Below are 21,291 nucleotides of genomic sequence, written 5' to 3'. Positions count from 1 at the left end.
TACTCGCCTACCGCGCCGCCAGAGGCCCGTCCCGGGGCTTCGCTAGCACCCCACAGCACCCCCACAGCCCCTGTGTGTCCAGGCACGGTTTCGCCCAGCCGTCGCTGCGCCATCGCAACGCAACGACGACGAAGGAGGAGCCTCCGTGCAGGACTCCGGGCCGGTCGCGGTCGGTATCGACGTGGGCGGCACCAAGACCCATCTCCGTGCTGTCACGGGGACGGACACCGTCGCCGACCACGTCCGTCCGAGCCGCGGCTGGCGGCCGCACGACCCGGCGGCCGCGACCGCATGGCTGGCCACGCTGGTCGAGGAGGCGCTGCCCGCGCGCACCCTCCCGTCCGCCGTGGCCGTCGGCGCGCACGCCTGCGAGACGCCCCGGCAGTGCGAAGGGATACGTCTCGCCCTCCAGGAACGGCTTCAGGTGCCGTGCCTGGTGGTGGGCGACGCCGAGTTGCTGGCCCCCGCCGCCGGTTTCGAGCGCGGGGTGGGGCTGGTCGCGGGCACCGGTTCGGTGGCCGTCGGCCGGGCCGCCGACGGCGGGCCCGTGCAGGTCGGCGGCTGGGGGGCGGTCCTCGGCGACGAGGGCGGCGCCGCCGGTCTCGTCCGGGAGGCCGCCCGTGCCGTCTGGGCGGCGCACGACCGGGGCGAGGCGCCCGACGCGCTCGCCGAGCGGCTCGTGGCCGCCTTCGCGGTGAGCGAGGTCCCGGCTCTCGGCGGGGCACTGGAAGCGGCCACGGACGTGTCCGCCGACTGGGGCCGGCACGCGCCCGTGGTCTTCGAGGCGGCCGAGGAGGGCTCTCTCCTCGCCCGCCGGGTGATCACCGACGGGGGCCGCGCACTCGCCTCGCTCGTGGCACGGCTCGACGCCCGCGGGGTCGCCGTGGACGACGTGGTGGTGGCCGGCGGGACGATCCTCGCCAGGCCCGCCCTGTACTCCGCATTCGCCGAAGCACTGCTCGACGTTGTACCGTCCGCGCGACCGCATGTGCTCCAAGTGCCGCCGGTCGTAGGGGCGTTGACACTCTCACACACTCTCCTCCGACCGGTCATGCGCTGATCACCTTCCGGTCGCCGACCGGACATCGACCGGTCATGCGTCAACCTCACGCTCAGCCCGCACCCGATCACCACCTCGCGAAAGGAGCGGCGCTCCATGCCGTCATCCGCCGGGCACCACTCGCTCGACCGCCGTGTCTTCCTCAGGAACTCCCTCGGCGTGTCGGCCGGCCTGATCGCCGCTCCGGCCCTCACGAGCCTGTGGCAGGCCCCCGAGGCCAAGGCCGCCACCGCGTTCGCCGCGTTCGTCGACGACTACTCCACCAACACCACGGCGAACCAGACCGCCGAGACCAACGCCGTGGTCCGCGCGCTCGGCGGCTTCGCCGAGATATGGAAGACGGGCGGCGCCTGGAACACGGGCACCCCGCTGCTGCCGGAGATCCTGCGCGACAACATGCGCTACTGCGCGCGTCTGACCGGCCGCCGCACCGAGGCCCAGGCCCGCGAGGCGTTCGTCCACGACCGGCAGCACCAGAGCTACGCCATGATCGGCGGGCTCGGCCCGCTGGCCGACCTGTACCGCTCCGGCGCCAAGGCGGTCACCTCGATCACCGCCGCCCCCGACGGCATCCCCGCGACCAAGATCAACGACGCCGTCCCCGCCGGCGCGCCCGCCGGCTCCGCGCTGGGCGCCGGCTCGTACGCATCGGACCTGGGCCTGGTGGCCAAGCTCGTCGACACCGTGCGCGGCGACTTCACCTCCAGCAACCCGGCCAAGTTCACCTTCCAGTACCCGCGGCCGTGGCGGATGAACGAGGACAGCGAGGTCGTCGACACCGGCGAGAAGGACGCGCTCGGCTTCCCGGTCTACGACTCCGACGTCGTCGTCGTGACACAGCTGCTGCGCCAGCGCAGCGAGGTCCCGGCCGAGGACGGCGGTTTCCCCAGCGGCCACACCAACGCCTTCCACCTGGCGGCCCTGGCCTACGCGTACGCGGTCCCGGAGCGCTTCCAGGAGATCATCACCCGTGCCTTCGAGCTGAGCCACACCCGGATCATGTCCGGCATGCACTCCACGGTCGACGTCATGGGCGGCCGGATCATGGCCACCGCGCTGGCCGCCGCCGTGCTGCACAAGCCGGAGAACACCGCGCTCAAGGCCGCCGCGCGCAAGCAGGCCGCCGACTACTTCCAGGCCAGGACCGGCACCACCGCCGACACGCTGTTCGCCTACGCGCACTCCGACGCGGGCGACCGGTACGCCGACCGCGGGGCCAATGCCCGTCTGGTCGAGCCGAAGCTGACGTACGTGCTGCGCCGGCGCGGTGACTCCGTCGGCATGACCGTGCCGAAGGGCGCCGAGGTCCTGCTGGAGACGCGTCTGCCGTACCTCGACGCGGCGCAGCGGCGCGAGGTGCTGCGCACGACCGCGCTGCCCTCCGGGTACGTCCTGCTGGACGGCTGGGAGCAGTGGGGCCGGCTCAACCTGTTCGCGGCGGCGGACGGCTACGGCGCCTTCGACACGGACGTCACCGTCACGCTGGACGCCGCGCTCGGCGGTTTCGCCGCGGCCGACGCCTGGCGCAACGACATCGACGGCAAGGGCGGTCTCGTCAAGCGGGGCAGCGGCACGCTGACGTTGACCGGCGCCAACCGGTACAAGGGTGACACCGTCGTGGAGGCCGGTGTGCTCGCGGCCGGCTCCGAGGAGGCCCTCGGCCGCGGTGACGTCCGGGTGAAGGGCGGCACGCTGGCCACCGGCGGGCAGTCCGTGCGCGTTCGCGGCGACTACACGCAGGCCGGTGTCCTCGACGTGACGCTGGACCGGGGCACCGGCCCGGCCCTCGACGTGGACCGGCGCGCGGTCCTGGAGCGGGGCAGCAAGCTGGTGGTCCGCTTCGACGCCGCGCAGGCGCCGCGTTCGGGCGACACGGTGGCGGTCATCGGGGCGCGGTCCGTGCAGGGCCGGTTCGCCGAGGTCTCCGTGGCCGTCGAGGGCTGGACGGCCGAGCAGGTCTTCACGGCGCACGGCGTGTCCGTCCACCTTCGGAAGAAGTAACACCCGCCGGGAACGGCCGTCGGGGGTGGCGCGAGCCGCCCCCGACGGCCGTTCACAGGCTCGGCGGCAGGGTCTGCTCGGCCCAGATGGTCTTGCCCGCGCCGCTCGGGCGGCTGCCCCAGCGGTCGGTGAGCTGGGCGACGAGGAGCAGGCCTCGGCCCCCCTCGTCGAAGCTGCGGGCCCGGCGCAGATGGGGCGAGGTGCTGCTGGCGTCGGAGACCTCGCAGATGAGGGCGCGGTCGCGGATCAGGCGAAGCTGGATGGGGGCGCCGCCGTAGCGGATGGCGTTGGTGACCAGTTCGCTGACCACGAGTTCGGTGACGAAGACGGCCTCCTCCAGCCCCCAGCGGGTGAGCTGGTCGGTGGCCAGCTTGCGCGCGTTGGCGACCAGCGCCGGGTCGTCGGTCAGGTTCCACACGGCCACCTGTTCCGCGTCGAGTGCGCGGGTGCGGGCGAGCAGCAGGGCCACGTCGTCGCCCGGAGTGTCGGGCAGCAGCGCCTTCAGTACGGTGTCGCAGGCACTCTCCAGACTGCCCACCGACCCCTCCAGCGCGGCGCACAGGGCGGCGGTGCCCGTGTCGACGTCGCGGTCGCGGGCCTCGACCAGGCCGTCGGTGTAGAGGGCGAGGACGGATCCCTCGGGCAGCGCCAGTTCCGTCGCCTCGAACGGGAGTCCGCCGACGCCGAGCATCGGTCCCGCCACCACCTCCACGACCTCCACACCGCCGTCGGGCCGCACCACCACGGGCGGCACATGCCCGGCCGAGGCGATCGTGCAGCTGCGGTCCACCGGGTCGTACACCGCGTACAGGCAGGTCGCGCCGATCTCCCCCTCGCCCGTGCCGTCACCGGCGGCCAGGTGCTCCACGAGGTCGTCGAGGTGGGTGAGCAGTTCGTCGGGCGGCAGGTCGACGTCGGCGAGCGCCCACACGGCGGTGCGCAGCCGCCCCATGGTGACGGAGGCGTGGATGCCGTGCCCGACGACGTCCCCGACGACCAGGGCCACCCGGGTCCCGGACAGCGGGATCACGTCGAACCAGTCGCCGCCCACCCCGGCCTGCGACAGCGCGGGCAGATAGCGGGAGGCGAACTCCACGGCCGCCTGTCCGGCGACCGTCTTCGGCAGCAGACTGCGCTGCAGCGCCAGCGCTGTCGTCCGCTCCTTGGTGTAGCGGCGGGCGTTGTCGACGCAGACCGCCGCCCGGCTGCACAGCTCCTCCGCGAGCGACACGTCCTCCAGGTCGAAGGCGTCGGGGTGTTCGGGGGTCAGGAGCCGCACGAAGACGGCCACGCCGAGCGTGGTGCCCCGCGCGACCAGCGGCACGGCCATCAGCGACAGGTCGTTGTCCTCGGCCTCCCGGAGCTTGCTGGAGCGGGCGCCGTGCCGGGCGAACCACTCGTCGAGGGAGCCGTCACCGGTGCCGGTGAGCACGGGCTCACCGGTGAGCAGGGCGCGGGCGGGCGGCGAGGCGGGGGGATAGACGTCTGCGGAGCCCAGGGCGATCGCCGCCTCCGGGACACCGGGCGTGGGGGATTGGTGAGCGGCGCGGCTCAGTCGGACACCGCCGTCCAGGGGGCCCATCTCGGGTTCCTCGCCCCGCAGCACGGACTCCAGGAGGTCGACGCTGGCGAAGTCGGCGAGCCGGGGCACGACCAGCTCGGCGAGTTCGCGGGCGGTCTGGACGACGTCGAGCCTGGTGCCGATGGACCCGGCGGCCTCGTTCAGCAGGGCGAGGCGCTGGCGGGCCCAGAACTGCTCGCTGCTGTCGAACCCGGCGAGCGCGGTGCCGATCAGCCCTCCGGAGCGGTCCCGCACGGGCCACATCTCGAAGCTCCAGGCGTGCATGCGCCGGCCGGACGGCGAACGGGTCCAGCTTTCGTAGTGGACCGGCTCCCCGGTCTCCACCACGATCTCCAGGTGACGCAGGAATCCCCGGCTGTGCTCGGCGTCCTCCACGGTGTCGGGGAAGTACTGGTGCCGGAACTCCTCCTCCGGCTGACCCATGACCCGGCACGCCCAGTCGTTCATCCGCAGATAGCGCTGCTCGGTGTCGAAGACGGACATCGACATCGAGGCCTGCTTGAAGGCCAGCTCGCCGAGACCGCGCTCGCTCCGGTCGGGCCCGGCCTGGACGACGAACCGCCGCTGCTCCCCCGGCCCGCCCCGCAGGGGGCAGATCCGCAGCGCCACCTTCTGCAGCCGCCCGTCCCGGTAGCGCAGGTCCACCACCGCGTCGCGGTGCGCCAGCAGCGTCCGCCGGACCGCCGCCGCGTCCCCGTCGACGAGGTCGGCCGCCGGCTTCCCGGTCACGTCCCCGGCGGTGTACCCCGTGAGCCGCCGGGCCCCTTCGCTCCACCCCACGACGAGGCCGCGCGCGTCGACCACCGCCATTGCCTCACCGTCCGTGACAGCCGGCGAGGGGGACCCCTTCGTCACCATATGGACAGGATGGTCCGTCCGAGGCGGGGCAACAACCCGGATCCGCCCGTGACGTACCGGGTGCGCGGCCCGCCTCGGGGCCGCGCGGGGCTAGAGGGCGGTACGGGACTCCAGGTCCTGGCGGGTGTCGTTGCCGTAGACGCCCGTTTCGTCCCCACGGATGCCGTACCAGAGCTGGAACCGGGCCACCGCGTCCTTCAGTACTCCGTCGTACCGGCCCGAGGTGGAGCCGCCCGCGTACACGTCGGGGATGCGGAGCAGCCGCTGCTGGAGTTCGGAGACCTGGGGGCCGCTGTCGCCCTCGCGGAGGGTGCCGGCGCCGTCCGGGTCGACGTCGCCGTCCGGGGCGGGTGCCGAGGTCGCGGGCGCCGGGGCGGCGGGGGCCGAGGGGGTCGGTTTCGGGGTGACGGTGCGCGCCTCCTTCTCGGTGTCGGCGCCGGGCAGCAGGAGCGCGGCGCCGAAGCCGAGGAGGGCCGCCGCGCCGACACCGACGACCACCGCCGCGCGCTTCAGGCCCGATCCACCGCCGGGTGCCGCGCGCCGCCGCTGCCGCCGCTCGACGCGCGGCGGGACCGTGCCGGAGCCGAAGTCCTCGCCGACCATGACCGGGGGCAGTTCCTCGGTCTCGTACTCCACCCGGGGCAGGATCCGTTCGGCGGCGGGCTGTGCCCGCGGTGCGGGCTCGGGCGGTGGCGCCGGAGCGGGCGTCGGCTCGGGTGCCGGCGGTACGGCGACGGTCTCGTACTCGTCGGGCGCGGGGGCCGCCCCCTTGTACTGCTCGAACTCCCGCAGCAACTCGGCCAGGGCCTCGGTCCGGCGTCGGCGCATGACATAGGTCGGCTCGATCGTGGGACGCTTCGCCGTCCGGCCCGGTTCGGGCGGTTTCGACACGCTGTTCTCCTTCCGTGCACGCGGTCTCCCGCCATCCCCGAGAGGAGATACGGGAAGCCGGGCCGGGAGGTTCAGCTCACCCGGCCGTCACCGGGGCGGCCGGGAGCACGGCGACGGTCTCCCAGCCGGGCCCGTCCTCGCGCGACCGGGCCGTGAGCCGGCCGCCGAGCGCGGTCACCCGTTCGGTGAGACCGACGAGACCGAAGCCGCCGCCCCGGGCCGCCTCCGGCAGCCGGGCACCGCCGCGCCCGTCGTCGCGCACCGCGACCTCCAGATCACCGTGGGCGTAACGGAGGTCGACGGTGACCTCGGTGGCGTCGGCGGCATGACGGCGGACGTTCGTCAGGGCCTCCTGCACCACGCGGAAGGCGGCGGCCTGCACCTCGTGCGGCAGGTCGGCGGGGACGGTGGGGTCGTGGCGCAGGGCCGCGCGTCCGTCGGCCCCGCCGACGCCGTCGAAGCCGCGCACCAGCTCGTCGATACCGGCCAGATCCCCGACCGGGCGCCGGTCGGCGGTGCCGCTCTCCTCCTCGTGGTCGCGCAGGACGCCGACCGTGCGGCGCATCGAGGCCAGCGCCTCGGTCGCGGCCCGCTCGATACCGGCGAGGACGGGGTCCAGGCGCTCGGGTTCGGTGCCGGCCATCATCCGCGCGACCTGTGTCTGCACCAGGATCCCGGTGACGTGGTGGGCGACGAAGTCGTGCAGGTCGGTGGCCATGGCGAGGCGCTCCGCCCGGCGGGTCTCGGTGACGACCCGGGCCCGGCGGTTGTCCAGGGTGCGCAGGTAGGCGGCCACGGCGGCCGCGCTCCCGCCGATGAGCAACAGGACCATGGCGACGCCGATGAGGCCGGCGTCCGGCTCGACGACGTAGTACGGCAGCGGAAGCACGAGCAGGACGAGACCGTCGAGGAGTCCGCAGGCGAGCGCCCAGCCGGGCGGGCAGGTGCGGATGGCGATCACCATCAGACACAGCAGCACGGCGGCCTGTCCCGGGCCGAAGGCGCCGGTGCGGCGCGCCACGAGGAGGGTCACCACGTTCGCCGCGGCGGCGAGGGCGGGTACGCCGGTGCGCACCTGCGGGGTCAGCCAGGCGGGCCGGCGGCGCGCGGGCCACAGCAGCGCGGCGAGGCCCACGGCCACGGCGGACAGGTGCGGCCACAGACAGTCGGTGTCCTCCAGCGACAGGATGAGGAAGTCCGAGACACAGGCCAGGAGCAGGGCCACGACGCCGCCGACGGTGACACAGCCCGGCCGGCCGGGCCGGGCCGGGCGTCCGGTGCCGTCGCCCACGGGTTCCTTGGTGTCGAGCAGGAGGTTCACGCCCATCACAGTAGGCAGCCCGGGCGGCAGCCGGATCGGCCGAACGGCTGAGCGGGCGTTGGTCGGCGGGCCGGGAAGCCTGGCCGTTCGGCCGAGGCGGACACCACCGCCGCCGGGAGAGGTTGGGTGCCGCAACCCCACCCCTTCCCACCGGGAGCACCTCATGACACGCAATCCCCTCGCCGTCACCGGCGCCGCCGTGGCGGCGGTGGCCGTCGGCGGCGGAGCCCTCACCTACGCGATGAGCGGTACGCAGTCCACCACCGGACTCGACCGGTTCACCAGTGTGACCGTGGACGGGCACAAGGCGCTCAAGGGAGACATCGTCGCCGGGCGCACCGGGTCCAAGTACAGCCCGCTGCCCTGGATCGGGGGCGAGACCTCCGGCCTGGAGTGCCCCGACCTGAAGGCGGTGGCCGGCACCCGGGTGACCTGCACCGCGAAGGACGGCGACGGCAAGGACCTCGCCATCCCGGTCACCGTCGTCAAGGCCGACGCCTCCAGCGTCACCTGGAAGTTCGAGCGCAAGTAGACAAGCGCAAGCAGAGAAGGGCCGTACCGCACCTCATGAACACCGTCCTGGCCGGCAACGGCCTCATCAAGAAGTACGGCCCCACCACCGCCCTGGCCGGGGTGGACGTGGCGGTCGCCGAGCGCCAGTCCCTCGCCATCATGGGCCCGTCCGGCTCCGGCAAGTCGACCCTCCTGCACACTCTCGCCGGGATCGTCCGTCCCGACGACGGCCAGGTGCTGCTGCGCGGTGAACGCATCGACCACTGGGGGGAGAACAAGCTCAGCGCGCTGCGCCGCAAGCGGTTCGGATTCGTCTTCCAGTTCGGCCAGTTGCTGCCCGAACTGCCCGCCGAGGAGAACGTCGCCCTGCCCCTGATGCTGGAGGGCGTACCCCGCCGCCAGGCCGTGCGGCAGGCCCGCAGGTGGTTCGCCCCGCTGGGCCTCGCGGGCCTGGAGCACCGCCGCCCCGGCCAGCTCTCCGGCGGTCAGGCCCAGCGGGTCGCCATCGCCCGCGCCCTCGCCGTGGAACCCGACGTGGTCTTCGCCGACGAGCCCACCGGCGCCCTCGACCAGTCCACCGGCGAGGAGGTCATCCGCCTCCTCACCTCGGTCACCCGCGAACAGGGCGCCTGTCTGGTCATGGTCACCCACGACGCGGAGGTGGCCGCCCACTGCGACCGCGTCCTGCAGGTGCGGGACGGCCGGGTGTGCGGCTACAGCCAGTACACGGTGGCGTGAGCGCCACCGGAACACACGGGGACGCGGAAAACCGCGCGACCGGCCGCGCACGCGCCACGTCCACCCTCCGATCGATCCCGCCCAGCTCGCGGGCACACCACTCACCGGAGACCAGAAGATGCGCTCCCCCGTCCTGCCCCTCACCTGGCACCTGACCCGCTCCTCCGGCAGGCGCGGTCTGCAGAGCCACCTCCTCTCCGCCGCCGCCGCGGCGACCGGAGCGCTGGTCCTGCTGACCCTCCTCGCCGCCTACCTGGGCGCCGGCGCCCGGGCCGACCGCACGGCCTGGCGCACCCCGGACGCCGTACCGGCGCGACAGGCCACCGCCGTCCAGACACTGGGCACGACCTACGTCGGCCACCAGCCCGTCACCGTCGTCTCCCTGGCCCAGCTCCCGCACCGGCCCCGGACCCCCGCACCGCCCGGCCTGGACCGGTTCCCCGCCGTCGGCCGCACCTACCTGTCCCCCGCCCTGGCGAAGCTGATGCGCGAGCTGCCCGCCGGGCAGCTCGCGGACCGCTTCCCCACAGGGGCGGGCCACGGCACCATCGGCGAGGCCGGACTCGCCTCCCCCGAGGAACTCGTCGTGGTCGTGGGCCGCGCTCCCACCGACCCCGCGATCACCCGGGCAGCGGAGGGCGGCGACTTCGACACCCTCTCCGCCCGCGCCCGCGTGGACGGCTTCGACGGCACCCGGCCCAGCCTGTTCACCGCCTTCGACCAGCAGGCCTCCGTGCTCGGCGGCGCCCTTCTCGTCGTCCCCGTGATCGTGCTGGCCTCGGCCGCCGGACGTCTCGGCGCCGCCCGCCGGGAGCAGCGGCTCGCGGCGCTGCGCCTGGCCGGCGCGACGCCTCGGCAGATCCTGGCGATGACCGGCGCCGAGTCGGCGGCGGTGGGCCTGGCCGGCGGTGTCCTCGGCGCTCTCGCGTACACCCTGCTGCTGCCGGTCCTCGCGCGGGTGCCGTACGGCATCGGCACCTGGTACACCGGACAGCTGTGGGTCGGCCTGCCCCTGCTGCTCGCGGTGGTGGGGCTCGTGGCCGTGCTCACGTCGGTCAGCGCCATGACGACGCTGCGCGGGGTGGCCCGCTCCCCGCTGGGCGTCGCCCAGCAGGCCGATCCGCGCCGGACGAAGCTGATCCGGCTGGTGCTGTTCGTCGCCGTCGGGCTGTACGTGGCGGTGAGCGCCCACGGCGGCGGGCTGAGCACCGGCCGGACGCTGGCGCTGGTGGTCCTGGTGTACGGGGCCTTCTGGACCCTCGGCCCCTGGGTCGTCGACATGCTGGGGCGGCTGTTGAGCCGCCTCGCGCGCCGCCCGGCCACGCTGCTGGCCGCGCGCCGGCTCAGTGACGATCCCCGCGGTGCCTGGCGCACGGTCAGCGGTCTGGTCCTGGCGGGTCTCGTCGCCGGGTTCTTCACCGTCGGTCAGGTCGGTCTCGTGGGGTACGACTTTCCGGGGCAGGTGGCCGTCCGCGCGGAGCACGGGAACCCGCGCGAACTCGCCGTACGGGCACGGGAGTTGCTCGCGGACGCCAAGGTGCGGGCGCGGGTGGAGACGCCGGCCCCGGACACGTGGGAGGGGCTGCTGGGAGGCGACAAGGGCGTCGTGGTCCACGTGCGCGGCGGTCAGGAGCAACGGGACACCGCCTCGACCGCGCTGTCCGCCCTCTCCCCCGGGAACCTTCCGTTCACCCAGGACTACGTCAACGCCGAGGGGGACACGGCGACCCGGCTCATCGGCCGGGTGGGGCTCGCGGTCCTGGCCCTGGGGTTCCTGGTGGCCGCCGCCTCCGCCGGACTCACCGCGGCGGCCACGGTGCTCGACCGGCGCCGGGTCTACGGCCTGCTGCGGCTGGCCGGTGCGCCGCTGAAGGTCCTGGACCGGGCCCGGACGCGCGAGACCGCGCTGCCCCTGGTGGTCCTCGCCGGTGGTACGACGGCGACCGGGATCTACGCCGGACTGAAGGTCGACGAGATGTTCCACATGGAGCCGGACGCGTCGGGGGCCGTGCGTCTCGCCCTCTGTGTCGCCCTCGGCACGCTCACCATGTTCGCGGCACTCGCCGGGAGCAGGCCGCTGCTGCGGAAGGTCACGGCGGAACGGGCCCAGGACCCCGACTGACACCCCGCGTCACCCCGTCGGGCCGTCCCGCTCCCCGCTCCCCCCGCCAGGTCTCCTTCACCGCTCAGGCATGATGCGCCCATGAACGACCGCAGCCCGATCCGGGTCCTGATCGCCGACGACCAGGACATGGTCCGCACCGGCTTCCGCTTCTTCCTCGACGCGCAGCCGGACATCACCGTGGTCGCCGAGGCCGCCGACGGGGAGACGGCCGTGCGGCTGGCCCGTGAGCTGCGGCCCGACGTGTGTCTGCTGGACATCCGTATGCCGAGGCTGGACGGGCTGGAGGCGACCCGGCTGCTGGCCGGTCCGGGTGTCGCCGATCCGCTGCGGGTGGTCGTGGTGACGACGTTCGACCTCGACGAGTACGTCTACGGGGCGTTGCGCGGCGGCGCCTGCGGCTTCCTGCTGAAGGACTCCGGGCCGACCCTGCTGGCCGAGGCCGTCCGGGCGGCGGCGGTGGGTGACGCGCTGGTGTCGCCGTCGGTGACGGTCCGGCTGCTCGAGCACGTCACGACGGAGAGGACGGCGACAGCGGAGCAGGGCGCCGCGCCCGGCCCCGGGACCCCGCACGCACGGGAGCCGTTGACCGACCGGGAGCTGGACGTCGTGCGCCTGGTCGCGCTGGGGCACACCAACGCCGAGATCGCCGCCTCGATGTTCGTCTCCCTCTCCACGGTCAAGACCCACCTCGGCAGCATCCAGCTGAAGCTCGCCGCCCGGAACCGGGTGGAGATCGCGGCGTGGGCGTGGCGGACGGGGCACGCGGGCGACCGTGGGTGACGTCCGCCCGGGCCCTCGATGAGTTCGCGGCGGCCCAGGAGACCTACGTGGTGAGGGTGACGCGGATGCCGACCGTGCCCTCGCCACCCCGGCGGAGCCGGCTGCCCAGCAGGGTGAGGCGGCCGAGGACGCCGTACTTGCGGGCGATGAGCCCGCGGTAGGCGGCGGAGCCGGCCGCGTCCAGGATCTCGGCGCGCGCGGGCACGGTGCCGCCGGTGGGGTTGCCACGCACGTCGCAGGGGCCGACCAGGACGTCGGCGCGGTGACGGACGCGCTTGACCTTCCAGGAGTCCGCGACCGTCCAGACACCGAGCGCGTCCCCGTCCCGCACCACCCACACCGGCGTGGGGACGGTGGTGCCGTTCTTGCGGTAGGTGGTGAGCAGCAGGTACTTGCCCGCGCCGAGGGCGTCGAGCGAGGTGTCGTCGGCCATGGCGCGAGTCTAGAGCCCTCCTGAGAAGCCCAGGCATACGGCCGCCGGCGGGAACCGACGGCCGTGTCCAGGAACGAACGGTGGGGCGGGGTCAGTCGAGCAGCCCGTCGTAGTCGGGCAGCTTGTACGTCCGCTCGGCGTGGCCGCCGACGAGGTCGGTGGTGTTGTTGCCGACGTTGGCGATGATCGTGTAGCCGTCGGACTCGATGTCCGCGCGCGAGGCGGTCTTGTAGGCCGAGACCTCGGCGAACAGATCGGGCAGGTCACGGACGTAGAGACCGTCGACGGGGTAACCGACGTTCTTCAGGTTCCACTTGGTGACGCTCTCGATGATGCCCGGCCGGGCGGTGACGAAGAAGACGGCGACCCCGCGGGACTTGGCGTACTTGGCCAGCGCCAGGGAGGGCTTCAGCGCGGGGGTCGGCAGCTGGTACCAGGGCGTGTAGTGCGTCTCCAGCGTCGTGTTGTCGATGTCGAAGACGATGGCGAGCTTCTGCCCCGAGGAGTTCGCGGTGCGCTGCTGTACGTAGGGCGTGGCCGTGTCGACGACGGCCTTCACGTCCGTCTGCCAGGTCGCGTAGGGCACCTCGGCGGCCGCCGCCGCGCCGACGGCGGTCGCGCTCTGCGCCGCGACCGCCGGCACCGCCGCCGCCACCGAACCGCCCAGACCCAGTACGGCCACCGCGGCGACCGTGGTGATGCGGCGTCCCACACCGCTTCCTGTCATCTTCGTCCCCTTTTTCTCATGTCAGAGCGGCGAGGTCGATGAAACCCCCGCCGCGCTGGTCATGGTCATGCCCATTGGTGGCCGGGAGACTACCTAAGAGTTACTGATAAGTAGAGGGGTCGCGACGACCCTTGTCGGGCGGCCCTCACGCGAAGCCGGGCGGCGCCGGGCGGAACCCGTCCGGTCCGGCCGCCGAGAAGATCGCCGAAGTCTCGGCAAAGGCCAACCGACAGGTCTACATTGCCGGTTGGATGAAGCACCTTCACAGAAGATCCAGGAGTCGACTCCGTGACGGACAACCCGGCAGCCCCGGACTTCCCCTCTTCCTCGCTGAACCGCCGCATCGTCACCACGCGGCCCGCCGCGGCACGGATCTGGAACTACTGGCTCGGCGGCGGCGACTACTACGAGGTCGACCGGAAGGCCGGGGACGAGATACGCCGGCTGTATCCGAGCATCGGCGACTACGCCCGCGCGGACCGGCAGTTCCTGGGGCGGGCGGTACGTCACCTGGCCGCCGAGGTGGGCATCCGGCAGTTCCTGGACATCGGCGCCGGGTTGCCGACCGCGGAGAACACCCACGAGGTCGCCCAGCACATCGCGCCGGACTCCCGGATCGTCTACGTCGACAACGACCCGCTGGTCCTGGTGCACGCGCGCGCCCTGCTGACGAGCGCTCCCGAGGGCCGCACGGACCACGTCGACGAGGACCTGCGCAACGTCGACTCGGTCCTCGCCCACGCGGCCCGCACCCTGGACCTGACCCGGCCGGTCGCGCTGCTGCTGCTCGACGTGCTGGCCTTCATCCGCGACGACGAGGACCCGTACGGCATCGTGCGCCACCTGCTGGAGGCCCTGCCTTCCGGCAGTCATCTGGTGCTCTCCCACACCATCACCAGCCCGGAGTGGCCCGACGTGGACATCGCGGCCGCCTGGTGGAACGAGCACGGCATCCCGCCGCTGACCCAGCGCACCCCGGAGAAGATCGCCCGGTTCTTCGACGGACTCGACCTGCTGGAGCCCGGCATCGTCTCGTGCTCACGCTGGCGACCGGAGGCCACCGGCGATCCCGGTTGTGGGGAACCCTCGGTCGTGCCCATGTACTGCGGCGTGGGAGGCAAGCCTTGACGGGAACGGACATGGTCCGGCTCCAACTGGACGTCACCGCCTTCGACCTGGCACGTTTCCAGCCGTACGTGGACAGGTGCCGAACCTCCGGTATCCGGCTGACGACCCTCTCCGAGCTCGGCGACACCCCACGGCACCGCCGGGCGCTGTATGAACTCAACAAGGAGTGCTCGGCGGACATCCCGGGGCGCGGCCCCTTCTTCGCGTACGACGAGTACCACCGGCTCCGCTTCGAGGTGCCCGCCTACGATCCGCGCGGGGTCGTCCTCGCCCTCGACTCCCTCGACCGCGACCGGTGGATCGGCATGGCGGCCACCTCGGACCGACGGCGGTCCGGGTTCGTGTTCAACGAGATGACCGGGGTGCGAGCCCTCCACCGGGGCCGTGGCATCTCGGTGGCCATGAAGACCTTCGGCATCGGCTTCGCCGGGATCTGCGGTGTGAGCACCGTCCGTACGGTGCACCACCCGGCCAACGCGCGCGCGATCGCCATGAACCGGACACTGGGATACGTCGACGCGGACCGGTGAACATGTGCCGACCCCCGCACGTAGAAGAGGAGGGCGCTCAAGGACCGGACGCCCTGGCGGTGTTGACACCGTGTCGGACGGGGTTCGGGAGAGCCAGGCGATGAGGCACGCACGACGACGAGTCGTGAAGCGGGTGGCGCGGCTGACGGCCGCCGGTGGACTGATCTGCGGAGCGCTGATGGTCACGCAGGCGGCGATGGCGACCGAACCCACCACCTCCCCGCCCGCGACCCGAAGTGCGGTGCTGGCCGCCTCCGGCACCGGGAACGGCCTGGTGCGCGAGCTGGGCTCCGAGCGCACGGCGGGCACCTGGATCGCCGACGACGGCAAGCCGGTCGTGGCGGTCACCGACGACAAGGCCGCCGCCGAGGTCGAGCGGGCGGGCGCCCGCCCCAAGATGGTCGAGTTCAGCGGCGAGGACCTGCGGTCCGCCGCGAAGGCACTGCGCTCCGCGCCCCGGGTGGCGGGCACATCCTGGGCCGTCGACCCCGCCTCCAACGAGGTCGTGGTGCGCGCCGACAGCACCGTGTCCAAGAAGGACTGGTCGAGCCTGACCGATCTCGCCGAGACGATCGGCGGGTCCGTGCGGATGGAGCGCGTCGAGGGCACGTACACGATGCGGCTGAACGGTGCCCAGCCCATCTTCGGCACCGGCGGGCGCTGCTCGATCGGCTTCAACGTGACCGACGGCGAGAGGGACTTCATGCTCACCGCCGGGCACTGCGGTCCGGCCGGTTCGGTCTGGTTCTCGGACAACGAGGGTCGGCAGGAGATCGGCCGGACGACCGAGACCGACTTCCCCGGCTCCGACTACTCACTCGTCCAGTACCTCCAGGACGCGCCGAGCAACAAGACCAACATCGTCTCGGTCGGTGACGGGCGCGGGGTGCGCATCACCTCCGTCGGTGAGGCGGCGGTCGGGCAGCGGGTCTTCCGCAGCGGCAGCACCAGCGGCTTCCGCAACGGCGAGGTGACCGGCCTCGACGCCACGGTCAACTACCCCGAGGGCACCGTCAGCGGTCTCATCGAGACCACGGTCTGCGCCGAGCCGGGCGACAGCGGTGGCCCGCTGTTCTCGGAGGGGGTGGCCCTGGGGGTGACCTCGGGCGGGAACGGCGACTGCGAAGAGGGCGGTACGACGTTCTTCCAGCCCCTGTCCGACGCGCTCGACGACCTCGGCGTCCGGCTGACCGGTCTGCCTCAGTCCGCCGCCCAGCCGACCGCGGCGGCCGACGGCTCCTCCGGCGACGACTCCCAGGGTGCCGCCGCTCCCGGTGGGGCCGAGCCGGGATCCGTGGAGCCCGTCGAGTCCATCGGCGCGGCCTCCGACCTCCTCGACCGCCTCGTCGACCCGCGCAACGTCGGGCCCGGCCTGCTGGTCATCGCCGGCAGCATGGTCGCCCTGGCGGCCACCCGCTTCATCCGCACGGAACAGGACCGGCAGGCATACCGCCGCCAGTACTCGGGGAGTTGGGGTTAGGGCCCCAGGGGCCCACGCCCCCGGTGATCCGCGCCCCCGCGAGGGGCGCGGCCGACGGACTACGAAGCGGCGGCCCATTCGAGGACAAGACGCTCGTACTCGCTCCGCTGCTCCCTGTTCAACGTCCCGCCGCTCCGGAACCAGAGCGCCCGGATCTCCTCGTTGACCTCGGCGGCCGTTCGCGCCGGTACTTCCGCTCTTTCCAGGACGACATCAGGGGTAGTGGACATGGTGTAAACCATATGTCCTCGAACGTGAAGCCGATGTGAGTAAAGGTCCCACTTCAGACATTACGGACCGTGAAGCTGATCACTCTGCGTTTACGGCTCCACCGTCCCGAGCACGAGGACCTGAATGGCCAGCACGGCGGCCCCCCGGGCCCAGTCGTGGAAGTCGGACACCTTCGTCTCCAGCGGGACGGGCGCGGCCAGCGGATGCCGGTGCGCGCGGACGGCCTCGTCCACCGTCTCTCCCGCCACCTCCATCAGCCCCACCCCCTCCCCCGCGAGCAGGATCTTCTGCGGCATCACGAAGTTGGCGATCTGGGCCAGCAGCGCGCCCAGCGCCCGCCCCGCCTCCCCGACGACCCGCGCGCACATCGGCTCGCCGTCGGCCGCACCGGCCAGGATCTCCTCGTACGTCACCTCGCGCCCCGTCGCCGCCCGCACCTGGTAGCGGATGCTGGGGATGCCGAGCAGGGAGACGGCGCTGCCGCGCCTGCCGTCGGGGGTGAGCGGTCCTGCGGGATCCACGATCCAGTGGCGGCCGAATCCCCGGTCCTCCTCGGCATGCGCCACCCGCCTCCCGCCCAGGACGAGGCCGTAACCGATGCCCGCGCCGATGGTGAGGACGACGAATCGGTCGAGGCCGCGCCCCGCGCCGAACCACGTCTCGGCCTCGACGAGGGCGGCCACGTCGTTCTCGACGACGACCGGCAACCCGGTGCGCTCCTCGACCAGTTCGGCCAGCGGGACGTCACGCCACGACAGAAAGGGCGACTCCCCGACCACCGCGCGGCGCCGGACGAAGCCGCCGACCCCGATGCCGATGCCGGCGAGCGCGGGGTGGGTACGGGCGAGTTCGGCGGCCATGCCGGCGAGGAGGTCGGCGACCCGCTCCGGGTCATGGGTGGTGAGGGGGCGGTCGAGACGGGTGACGATCTCGCTGCGGAGCGTGGTGACGACGCCGTACACCATGTCGTCGGTGATCTTGAAGCCCAGGAAGGCGCAGGACTCGGCGACGATGTCCAGCGGCTGCGAGGGACGCCCCTGACGCGCCTCGGGGAGGGCGGCACCCTCGGCGGATTCCACCAACAGGCCCGATTCGATCAGCGGCTTGGTCAGCCGGGTGAGGCTTCCGGCGGAGAGCCCGAGCCGCCGGGCCAGTTCCGTGCGCGAGAGCGGACCGTGCACGAGCACCTCGATCGCCACCGCGCGTTCCCCGGGACTGAGCGGCAGCCAACTGGCGGCGAGTGCGGTCATGAGGGTCAGACTCCCACATCAGATTTCTTCCGTCGCGGAAACAATCTATCCGAAGCAGCCCGCCCGGTCGCTCACCAGAAGGTTTCCGCCACCCCCTTGACGCCACAATTCTTTCGTGGCGAAAGTAAGTAGGCAGTGACTCTCCAGCAGAGAAGGACATTCCTCACATGACGTTCTCCCTCGGCATCGTCGGCGCCGGCCAGTTCTCCGGCCAGTTCGCCACGCTGTTCCAGGCCCACCCCGGCGTCGGCGACGTCTACGTCACGGACCTGCTGCCCGAACGGGCCGAGGAACTCGTGGCCACCCAGGGCCTGGCCGGCACCTTCCCCTCGTACGAGGCGATGCTGGAGTCGCCCGCGGTCGACGCGGTCGCCGTCTTCACCCAGCGCTGGACGCACGGGCCGCTGGTCCTCCAGGGGCTGGCGGCGGGCAAGCACGTCTACTCGGCCGTCCCCATGGCGATCACCACCGGCGAGATCGCGGCGATCATCGACGCGGTCCGGGAGACCGGGCTGACGTACATGATGGGCGAGACGAGCCAGTACAACCCGGCGACCGTGCACGCCCGCAACCAGATCGCGGAGGGGGCGTTCGGCCGGATCTTCTACGCCGAGGGCGACTACGTCCACGACATGGACCTGGGGTTCTACGAGGCCTACCAGTACAGCGGCGGCGAGGACTGGAAGCGGACCGCCAGCTATCCCCCGCTGCTCTACCCGACGCACTCGGTGGGCGGCGTGCTGGGCGCCTGGCAGACGCACGCGGTGAGCGTGTCGGCGATCGGGGTCGTGGACGGGCGCGGGGACGGGGTGTTCGACAAGGAGGTCAGCCAGTTCGGCAACGACTTCTCCAACGCGACGGCCCTGTTCGAGGTGGCGGGCGGCGGCTCGTTCCGGACCAACGAGTTCCGGCGGGTCGGCTACCCCTCGCAGATCCGGGAGTCGCGGTTCCGGTTCTTCGGCACGGAGGCCAGCATGGAGCAGCTCGCCACAGTGGCGTTCTGGCAGGACAAGAAGGGGGTGACGGACATCAGCGAGCTGCTGGAGCCCAAGCAGACCCTGTCTCCCGACGATCCCTCCCTCCAGCACATCGCGCCCGATCTGCGGGCCGCCTTCACCTCCGGTTCGGCGCCGGTGCACGACCGGTCGCGGCTGCCGCGGGAGTTCGACGAGCTGCACAACGGGCACGAGGGCAGCCACCACTTCCTGGTGGACGACTTCGTGACCGCCGTCAACACCCGCACCCTGCCGTCGGTCAACGCCTGGGTGGCGGCCCGTTACACCCTGCCGGGCATCGTCGCGCACGAGTCCGCGCGACAGGGCGGCGTCAGGCTGGAGATCCCGGACTTCGGGGACGCCCCCGGGGCGTGACGTCCCGCCACCGCCCGCCGGCCGGGCTCCTGATGGCCTGTCAGGTGCCCGGCTTGCGGCCGTACACGTAGACGTCGTCGCCCTTCTTCAGCAGCGACCAGTACTTCTTGGCGTCCGTCTTGGTCATGTTGGTGCAGCCGTGGGAGCCCGGCGGGTTCCACATGCTGACGCCGACGGAGTGGAAGGCCTGACCGCCGTCGAAGAACTGGGCGTAGGGCATGGGCACGTGGTAGATGGACGAGACGTGGTCGATGTTCCGCCAGTAGATCTTCTTCAGACCGGTGCGGGTCTCGTAGCCGTCGCGGCCCGTGCGGACCGGGACGGGCCCGTAGACGAGCTTGCCGCCGTCCTGGATCCAGCTCAGCTGGAGGGTCAGGTTCACACAGGCGATACGGCCCTTGTTCGTCGGGCACTTGCCCGCCGCGTTGGGGTTCGTGCCCACGGCCTTCTGCTTGTTCATCAGGTCCATCACGCCCCAGGTGACGGAGCCCGCGTAGCCGAGGTTCGGCGAGATGCCGTGCTTGGTCTGGAAGGCCCTGATGGCCTCGCAGTCGGCGGTGGACTGCTTGCCGTCGACCGGCCGGCCGAGGAACTTCTCCACCTGCTTCTGGTACGGACCCTTCGTCGCCGTACAACTCGCCGCCTGCGCGGGCGCGGTGCCCATCGCGAGCGCGAGCGGTGTCAGCAGGCCGGTGATCGTGAGCGCGACTGCGCCTCTTCTGCCTATGTCCCCCATGCCGGGCCCTCCCCCTTCGTACGTTTTCACTGCTTCTGCCTGCCTAGACATGCGGTCGGCGCCCACGGTTGTGGTTCGGCCCACGTCGAGACGAAACAGTTACACAGCCTGGAATTCGGATATAGAGTTCCCCCATGAGCGACAGTCATTCCCCTTCTCGTGTGGCCCTCAAGAAAATAACTCCCGACGTGTCCAAGGCGATGGGCTCCTTGCACGGTGCCGCCGTTTCCGCGGCCCAGGACGCGAAGGTCGAGCCCGAGATACTCGAACTGATCAGAATTCGCGCGTCGCAGATCAACGGCTGTGCGTTCTGCCTGGACATGCACACCAAGGACGCCCGCGCGCAGGGCGAGACCGAGCAGCGGATCTACGCGCTCAGCGCCTGGCGCGAGACCCCCTTCTTCACCGAACGCGAGCGCGCCGCACTGGCGTTGACCGAGGCGGTGACCCTCGTCGCCGACGGCCGGGTGCCCGACGACGTCTACGCGGCCGCCGCCGAGGTGTTCGACGAGCAGCAGGTCGCGGCATTGATCTGGGCGGCCACCGTGATCAACGCGTACAACCGGATCGCGATTGCCACCCGTATGGTTCCCGGGGCCTACCAGCCCGTCCAGAAGTAATCCCGAGGCAGCCGAGACCTTTCCGCCACCATTTCTGAACGACTTTCAGCGCCGGGCCGAATTCCTTTCGGCCCGGCGCTTTTTCCGCGCCCGTATGCAGCTGTCGATTCAGTGATCCGGCAACGGCTCCATGAGGCTGTCCAGCCAGGTCCTCCACTGCGGGGCGTGGACGACCGGGCCCGCGGTCATCGGGCGCCCGGTCCAGGCGGCGACCGGCCGGATGCCGTGGAGGGCGTTGACGAGCCACACCTCGCGGCCGTCCAGCTCGGCCAGGAAGCGTTCGCGGTGGGCGACCCGGACACCGGTGCGGGCGGCCCTTTCCTGGACGAGGGCCTGGGTGACGCCGGGGAGCAGAGGCAGGCGGGGCGGCGGCAGGCAGAGGGTGTCGTCCTCCCACCACAGGACGCTGGAGCTGGCCGCCTCCAGCACCAGGCCGGAGGGCGCGATGAGCACGGCGTCGTCGGCGTCGGCGCCCGCCGCCCGTCCTCGTACGCGGGCCAGGGCGTCCAGGTCGGGCCCCTTGCGGCGGGGCACGGTCCGCGGGTCGGGCTGACCGGCCGCCCATACCCGCACCTCGGCCGTGATGACCGGCGCGGGGCGCAGCAGGAGCCGCAACTCCAGTGATCCGGCGGCGAGTTCGACCCGGGGGAACCACTCCCCCGTGCGCGGCAGGGCCCGGGTCATGTCCCGCCAGAAGTCGACGACCCGGGCCGGGGCCGGTGCGCCGCACTCGCCGCAGGATCGCAGGAACCGTTCGCGGTGCCGGTCGAATGCGCGCACCCGTCCGTCGCGCAGCAGCCACGAGTCCGCGACGAGGAGGCGGCCGCCGTGTGCCTGGCCGGGGACGAGGCCGTGTTCGGGTGACCAGGTCAGCAGACCTTCCGCGATGGCCGGTTGTGTCACTCAGTGCTCCTGGG

General features: G+C 72.4%; 20 protein-coding genes. 11 read left to right on the top strand and 9 right to left on the bottom strand.

Annotated features, from left to right (window positions below; translation table 11 throughout):
- Positions 1-145: 145 nt before the first annotated feature.
- Together ACWCRJ_RS12600 and ACWCRJ_RS12595 are read left to right on the top strand one after the other, a co-directional pair.
- Positions 146-1,060, top strand: a complete 915-nt coding sequence (locus ACWCRJ_RS12600; protein ID WP_450939269.1) for a BadF/BadG/BcrA/BcrD ATPase family protein — start codon at positions 146-148, stop codon at positions 1,058-1,060.
- Positions 1,061-1,156: 96 nt separating this feature from the next.
- Positions 1,157-3,061, top strand: a complete 1,905-nt coding sequence (locus tag ACWCRJ_RS12595; protein WP_450939268.1) for a phosphatase PAP2 family protein — start codon at positions 1,157-1,159, stop codon at positions 3,059-3,061.
- Between the two features lie 52 nt (positions 3,062-3,113).
- Here ACWCRJ_RS12595 and ACWCRJ_RS12590 read toward each other — a convergent pair whose 3' ends face one another.
- The 3 genes from ACWCRJ_RS12590 to ACWCRJ_RS12580 form a co-directional block, all read right to left on the bottom strand.
- Complete coding sequence (locus tag ACWCRJ_RS12590) at positions 3,114-5,501, bottom strand: SpoIIE family protein phosphatase (protein WP_450939267.1); 2,388 nt, start codon at positions 5,499-5,501, stop codon at positions 3,114-3,116.
- Positions 5,502-5,591: 90 nt separating this feature from the next.
- Complete coding sequence (locus ACWCRJ_RS12585) at positions 5,592-6,392, bottom strand: peptidoglycan-binding protein (RefSeq protein ID WP_450939266.1); 801 nt, start codon at positions 6,390-6,392, stop codon at positions 5,592-5,594.
- A gap of 76 nt (positions 6,393-6,468) precedes the next feature.
- Positions 6,469-7,713 carry a sensor histidine kinase gene (locus ACWCRJ_RS12580; RefSeq protein ID WP_450939265.1) on the bottom strand — a complete coding sequence of 415 codons (1,245 nt, stop codon included), beginning with the start codon at positions 7,711-7,713 and terminating at the stop codon, positions 6,469-6,471.
- A gap of 163 nt (positions 7,714-7,876) precedes the next feature.
- On the opposite strand from ACWCRJ_RS12580, the gene ACWCRJ_RS12575 reads away from it, so the two are divergent.
- The 4 genes from ACWCRJ_RS12575 (at position 7,877) to ACWCRJ_RS12560 (ending at position 11,869) form a co-directional block, all read left to right on the top strand.
- Positions 7,877-8,245 (top strand): hypothetical protein, encoded by a 369-nt coding sequence (locus ACWCRJ_RS12575; protein ID WP_450939264.1) that lies wholly within the window; start codon positions 7,877-7,879, stop codon positions 8,243-8,245.
- Between the two features lie 35 nt (positions 8,246-8,280).
- Entirely contained in the window at positions 8,281-8,964 is a 684-nt protein-coding gene (locus tag ACWCRJ_RS12570) for an ABC transporter ATP-binding protein (protein ID WP_450939263.1), read from the top strand.
- A 118-nt stretch (positions 8,965-9,082) separates the two neighbouring features.
- Positions 9,083-11,086, top strand: coding sequence for an FtsX-like permease family protein (locus ACWCRJ_RS12565; RefSeq protein WP_450939262.1), 2,004 nt, complete (start codon positions 9,083-9,085; stop codon positions 11,084-11,086).
- A gap of 81 nt (positions 11,087-11,167) precedes the next feature.
- The gene (locus ACWCRJ_RS12560; RefSeq protein WP_450939261.1) at positions 11,168-11,869 is read left to right on the top strand and encodes a response regulator; all 702 of its coding nucleotides are present in this window, start codon (positions 11,168-11,170) and stop codon (positions 11,867-11,869) included.
- 43 nt (positions 11,870-11,912) lie between these two features.
- On the opposite strand, the gene ACWCRJ_RS12555 is transcribed toward ACWCRJ_RS12560, so the two are convergent.
- Entirely contained in the window at positions 11,913-12,302 is a 390-nt protein-coding gene (locus ACWCRJ_RS12555; RefSeq protein ID WP_450939260.1) for a PPOX class F420-dependent oxidoreductase, read from the bottom strand.
- A gap of 91 nt (positions 12,303-12,393) precedes the next feature.
- The gene (locus tag ACWCRJ_RS12550) at positions 12,394-13,029 is read right to left on the bottom strand and encodes an HAD family acid phosphatase (protein WP_450939259.1); all 636 of its coding nucleotides are present in this window, start codon (positions 13,027-13,029) and stop codon (positions 12,394-12,396) included.
- A 288-nt stretch (positions 13,030-13,317) separates the two neighbouring features.
- Here ACWCRJ_RS12550 and ACWCRJ_RS12545 point away from each other — a divergent pair, with 288 nt between their 5' ends.
- The 3 genes from ACWCRJ_RS12545 (at position 13,318) to ACWCRJ_RS12535 (ending at position 16,167) form a co-directional block, all read left to right on the top strand.
- Positions 13,318-14,157 (top strand): SAM-dependent methyltransferase, encoded by an 840-nt coding sequence (locus tag ACWCRJ_RS12545; protein ID WP_450939258.1) that lies wholly within the window; start codon positions 13,318-13,320, stop codon positions 14,155-14,157.
- Positions 14,154-14,687: a GNAT family N-acetyltransferase gene (locus ACWCRJ_RS12540; RefSeq protein ID WP_450939257.1), complete on the top strand. Its 534-nt coding sequence runs from the start codon at positions 14,154-14,156 to the stop codon at positions 14,685-14,687. Before ACWCRJ_RS12545 ends, ACWCRJ_RS12540 begins: the two co-directional genes overlap by 4 nt.
- Before the next feature lie 100 nt (positions 14,688-14,787).
- Positions 14,788-16,167, top strand: coding sequence for a S1 family peptidase (locus ACWCRJ_RS12535; RefSeq protein ID WP_450939256.1), 1,380 nt, complete (start codon positions 14,788-14,790; stop codon positions 16,165-16,167).
- A gap of 59 nt (positions 16,168-16,226) precedes the next feature.
- On the opposite strand, the gene ACWCRJ_RS12530 is transcribed toward ACWCRJ_RS12535, so the two are convergent.
- Both ACWCRJ_RS12530 and ACWCRJ_RS12525 read right to left on the bottom strand, forming a co-directional pair.
- Positions 16,227-16,409: a hypothetical protein gene (locus ACWCRJ_RS12530; RefSeq protein ID WP_020115084.1), complete on the bottom strand. Its 183-nt coding sequence runs from the start codon at positions 16,407-16,409 to the stop codon at positions 16,227-16,229.
- Positions 16,410-16,487: 78 nt separating this feature from the next.
- A complete protein-coding gene (locus ACWCRJ_RS12525) occupies positions 16,488-17,648 on the bottom strand; it encodes an ROK family protein (RefSeq protein WP_450939255.1) in 1,161 nt (386 codons plus the stop codon).
- A 167-nt stretch (positions 17,649-17,815) separates the two neighbouring features.
- Between ACWCRJ_RS12525 and ACWCRJ_RS12520 the strand changes: the two genes are divergently transcribed.
- Positions 17,816-19,018, top strand: coding sequence for a Gfo/Idh/MocA family protein (locus tag ACWCRJ_RS12520; protein ID WP_450939254.1), 1,203 nt, complete (start codon positions 17,816-17,818; stop codon positions 19,016-19,018).
- A gap of 40 nt (positions 19,019-19,058) precedes the next feature.
- Here the strand turns inward: ACWCRJ_RS12520 and ACWCRJ_RS12515 are convergent, their stop codons facing one another.
- Positions 19,059-19,754, bottom strand: coding sequence for a L,D-transpeptidase family protein (locus ACWCRJ_RS12515; protein ID WP_450939253.1), 696 nt, complete (start codon positions 19,752-19,754; stop codon positions 19,059-19,061).
- A 134-nt stretch (positions 19,755-19,888) separates the two neighbouring features.
- On the opposite strand from ACWCRJ_RS12515, the gene ACWCRJ_RS12510 reads away from it, so the two are divergent.
- Complete coding sequence (locus ACWCRJ_RS12510) at positions 19,889-20,374, top strand: carboxymuconolactone decarboxylase family protein (protein ID WP_450939252.1); 486 nt, start codon at positions 19,889-19,891, stop codon at positions 20,372-20,374.
- Between the two features lie 108 nt (positions 20,375-20,482).
- On the opposite strand, the gene ACWCRJ_RS12505 is transcribed toward ACWCRJ_RS12510, so the two are convergent.
- Positions 20,483-21,277: an aminotransferase class IV gene (locus ACWCRJ_RS12505; protein ID WP_450939251.1), complete on the bottom strand. Its 795-nt coding sequence runs from the start codon at positions 21,275-21,277 to the stop codon at positions 20,483-20,485.
- Between the last annotated feature and the right edge of the window lie 14 nt (positions 21,278-21,291).

The organism is Streptomyces sp. NPDC002324, from assembly GCF_053593335.1.
Note: the sequence above shows the minus strand (reverse complement) of the source record. Positions and strands in the feature narration are given on the sequence as shown.

Excerpts from the sequence above, each read along its gene's own strand:
- ACWCRJ_RS12595 (WP_450939268.1), top strand. The coding sequence starts at position 1,157 with ATGCCGTCATCCGCCGGGCACCACTCGCTCGACCGCCGTGTCTTCCTC.
- ACWCRJ_RS12590 (WP_450939267.1), bottom strand. The coding sequence starts at position 5,501 with ATGGTGACGAAGGGGTCCCCCTCGCCGGCTGTCACGGACGGTGAGGCA.
- ACWCRJ_RS12575 (WP_450939264.1), top strand. The coding sequence starts at position 7,877 with ATGACACGCAATCCCCTCGCCGTCACCGGCGCCGCCGTGGCGGCGGTG.
- ACWCRJ_RS12570 (WP_450939263.1), top strand. The coding sequence starts at position 8,281 with ATGAACACCGTCCTGGCCGGCAACGGCCTCATCAAGAAGTACGGCCCC.
- ACWCRJ_RS12565 (WP_450939262.1), top strand. The coding sequence starts at position 9,083 with ATGCGCTCCCCCGTCCTGCCCCTCACCTGGCACCTGACCCGCTCCTCC.
- ACWCRJ_RS12560 (WP_450939261.1), top strand. The coding sequence starts at position 11,168 with ATGAACGACCGCAGCCCGATCCGGGTCCTGATCGCCGACGACCAGGAC.
- ACWCRJ_RS12555 (WP_450939260.1), bottom strand. The coding sequence starts at position 12,302 with ATGGCCGACGACACCTCGCTCGACGCCCTCGGCGCGGGCAAGTACCTG.
- ACWCRJ_RS12550 (WP_450939259.1), bottom strand. The coding sequence starts at position 13,029 with ATGACAGGAAGCGGTGTGGGACGCCGCATCACCACGGTCGCCGCGGTG.
- ACWCRJ_RS12535 (WP_450939256.1), top strand. The coding sequence starts at position 14,788 with ATGAGGCACGCACGACGACGAGTCGTGAAGCGGGTGGCGCGGCTGACG.
- ACWCRJ_RS12530 (WP_020115084.1), bottom strand. The coding sequence starts at position 16,409 with ATGGTTTACACCATGTCCACTACCCCTGATGTCGTCCTGGAAAGAGCG.
- ACWCRJ_RS12525 (WP_450939255.1), bottom strand. The coding sequence starts at position 17,648 with ATGACCGCACTCGCCGCCAGTTGGCTGCCGCTCAGTCCCGGGGAACGC.
- ACWCRJ_RS12520 (WP_450939254.1), top strand. The coding sequence starts at position 17,816 with ATGACGTTCTCCCTCGGCATCGTCGGCGCCGGCCAGTTCTCCGGCCAG.
- ACWCRJ_RS12515 (WP_450939253.1), bottom strand. The coding sequence starts at position 19,754 with ATGGGGGACATAGGCAGAAGAGGCGCAGTCGCGCTCACGATCACCGGC.
- ACWCRJ_RS12510 (WP_450939252.1), top strand. The coding sequence starts at position 19,889 with ATGAGCGACAGTCATTCCCCTTCTCGTGTGGCCCTCAAGAAAATAACT.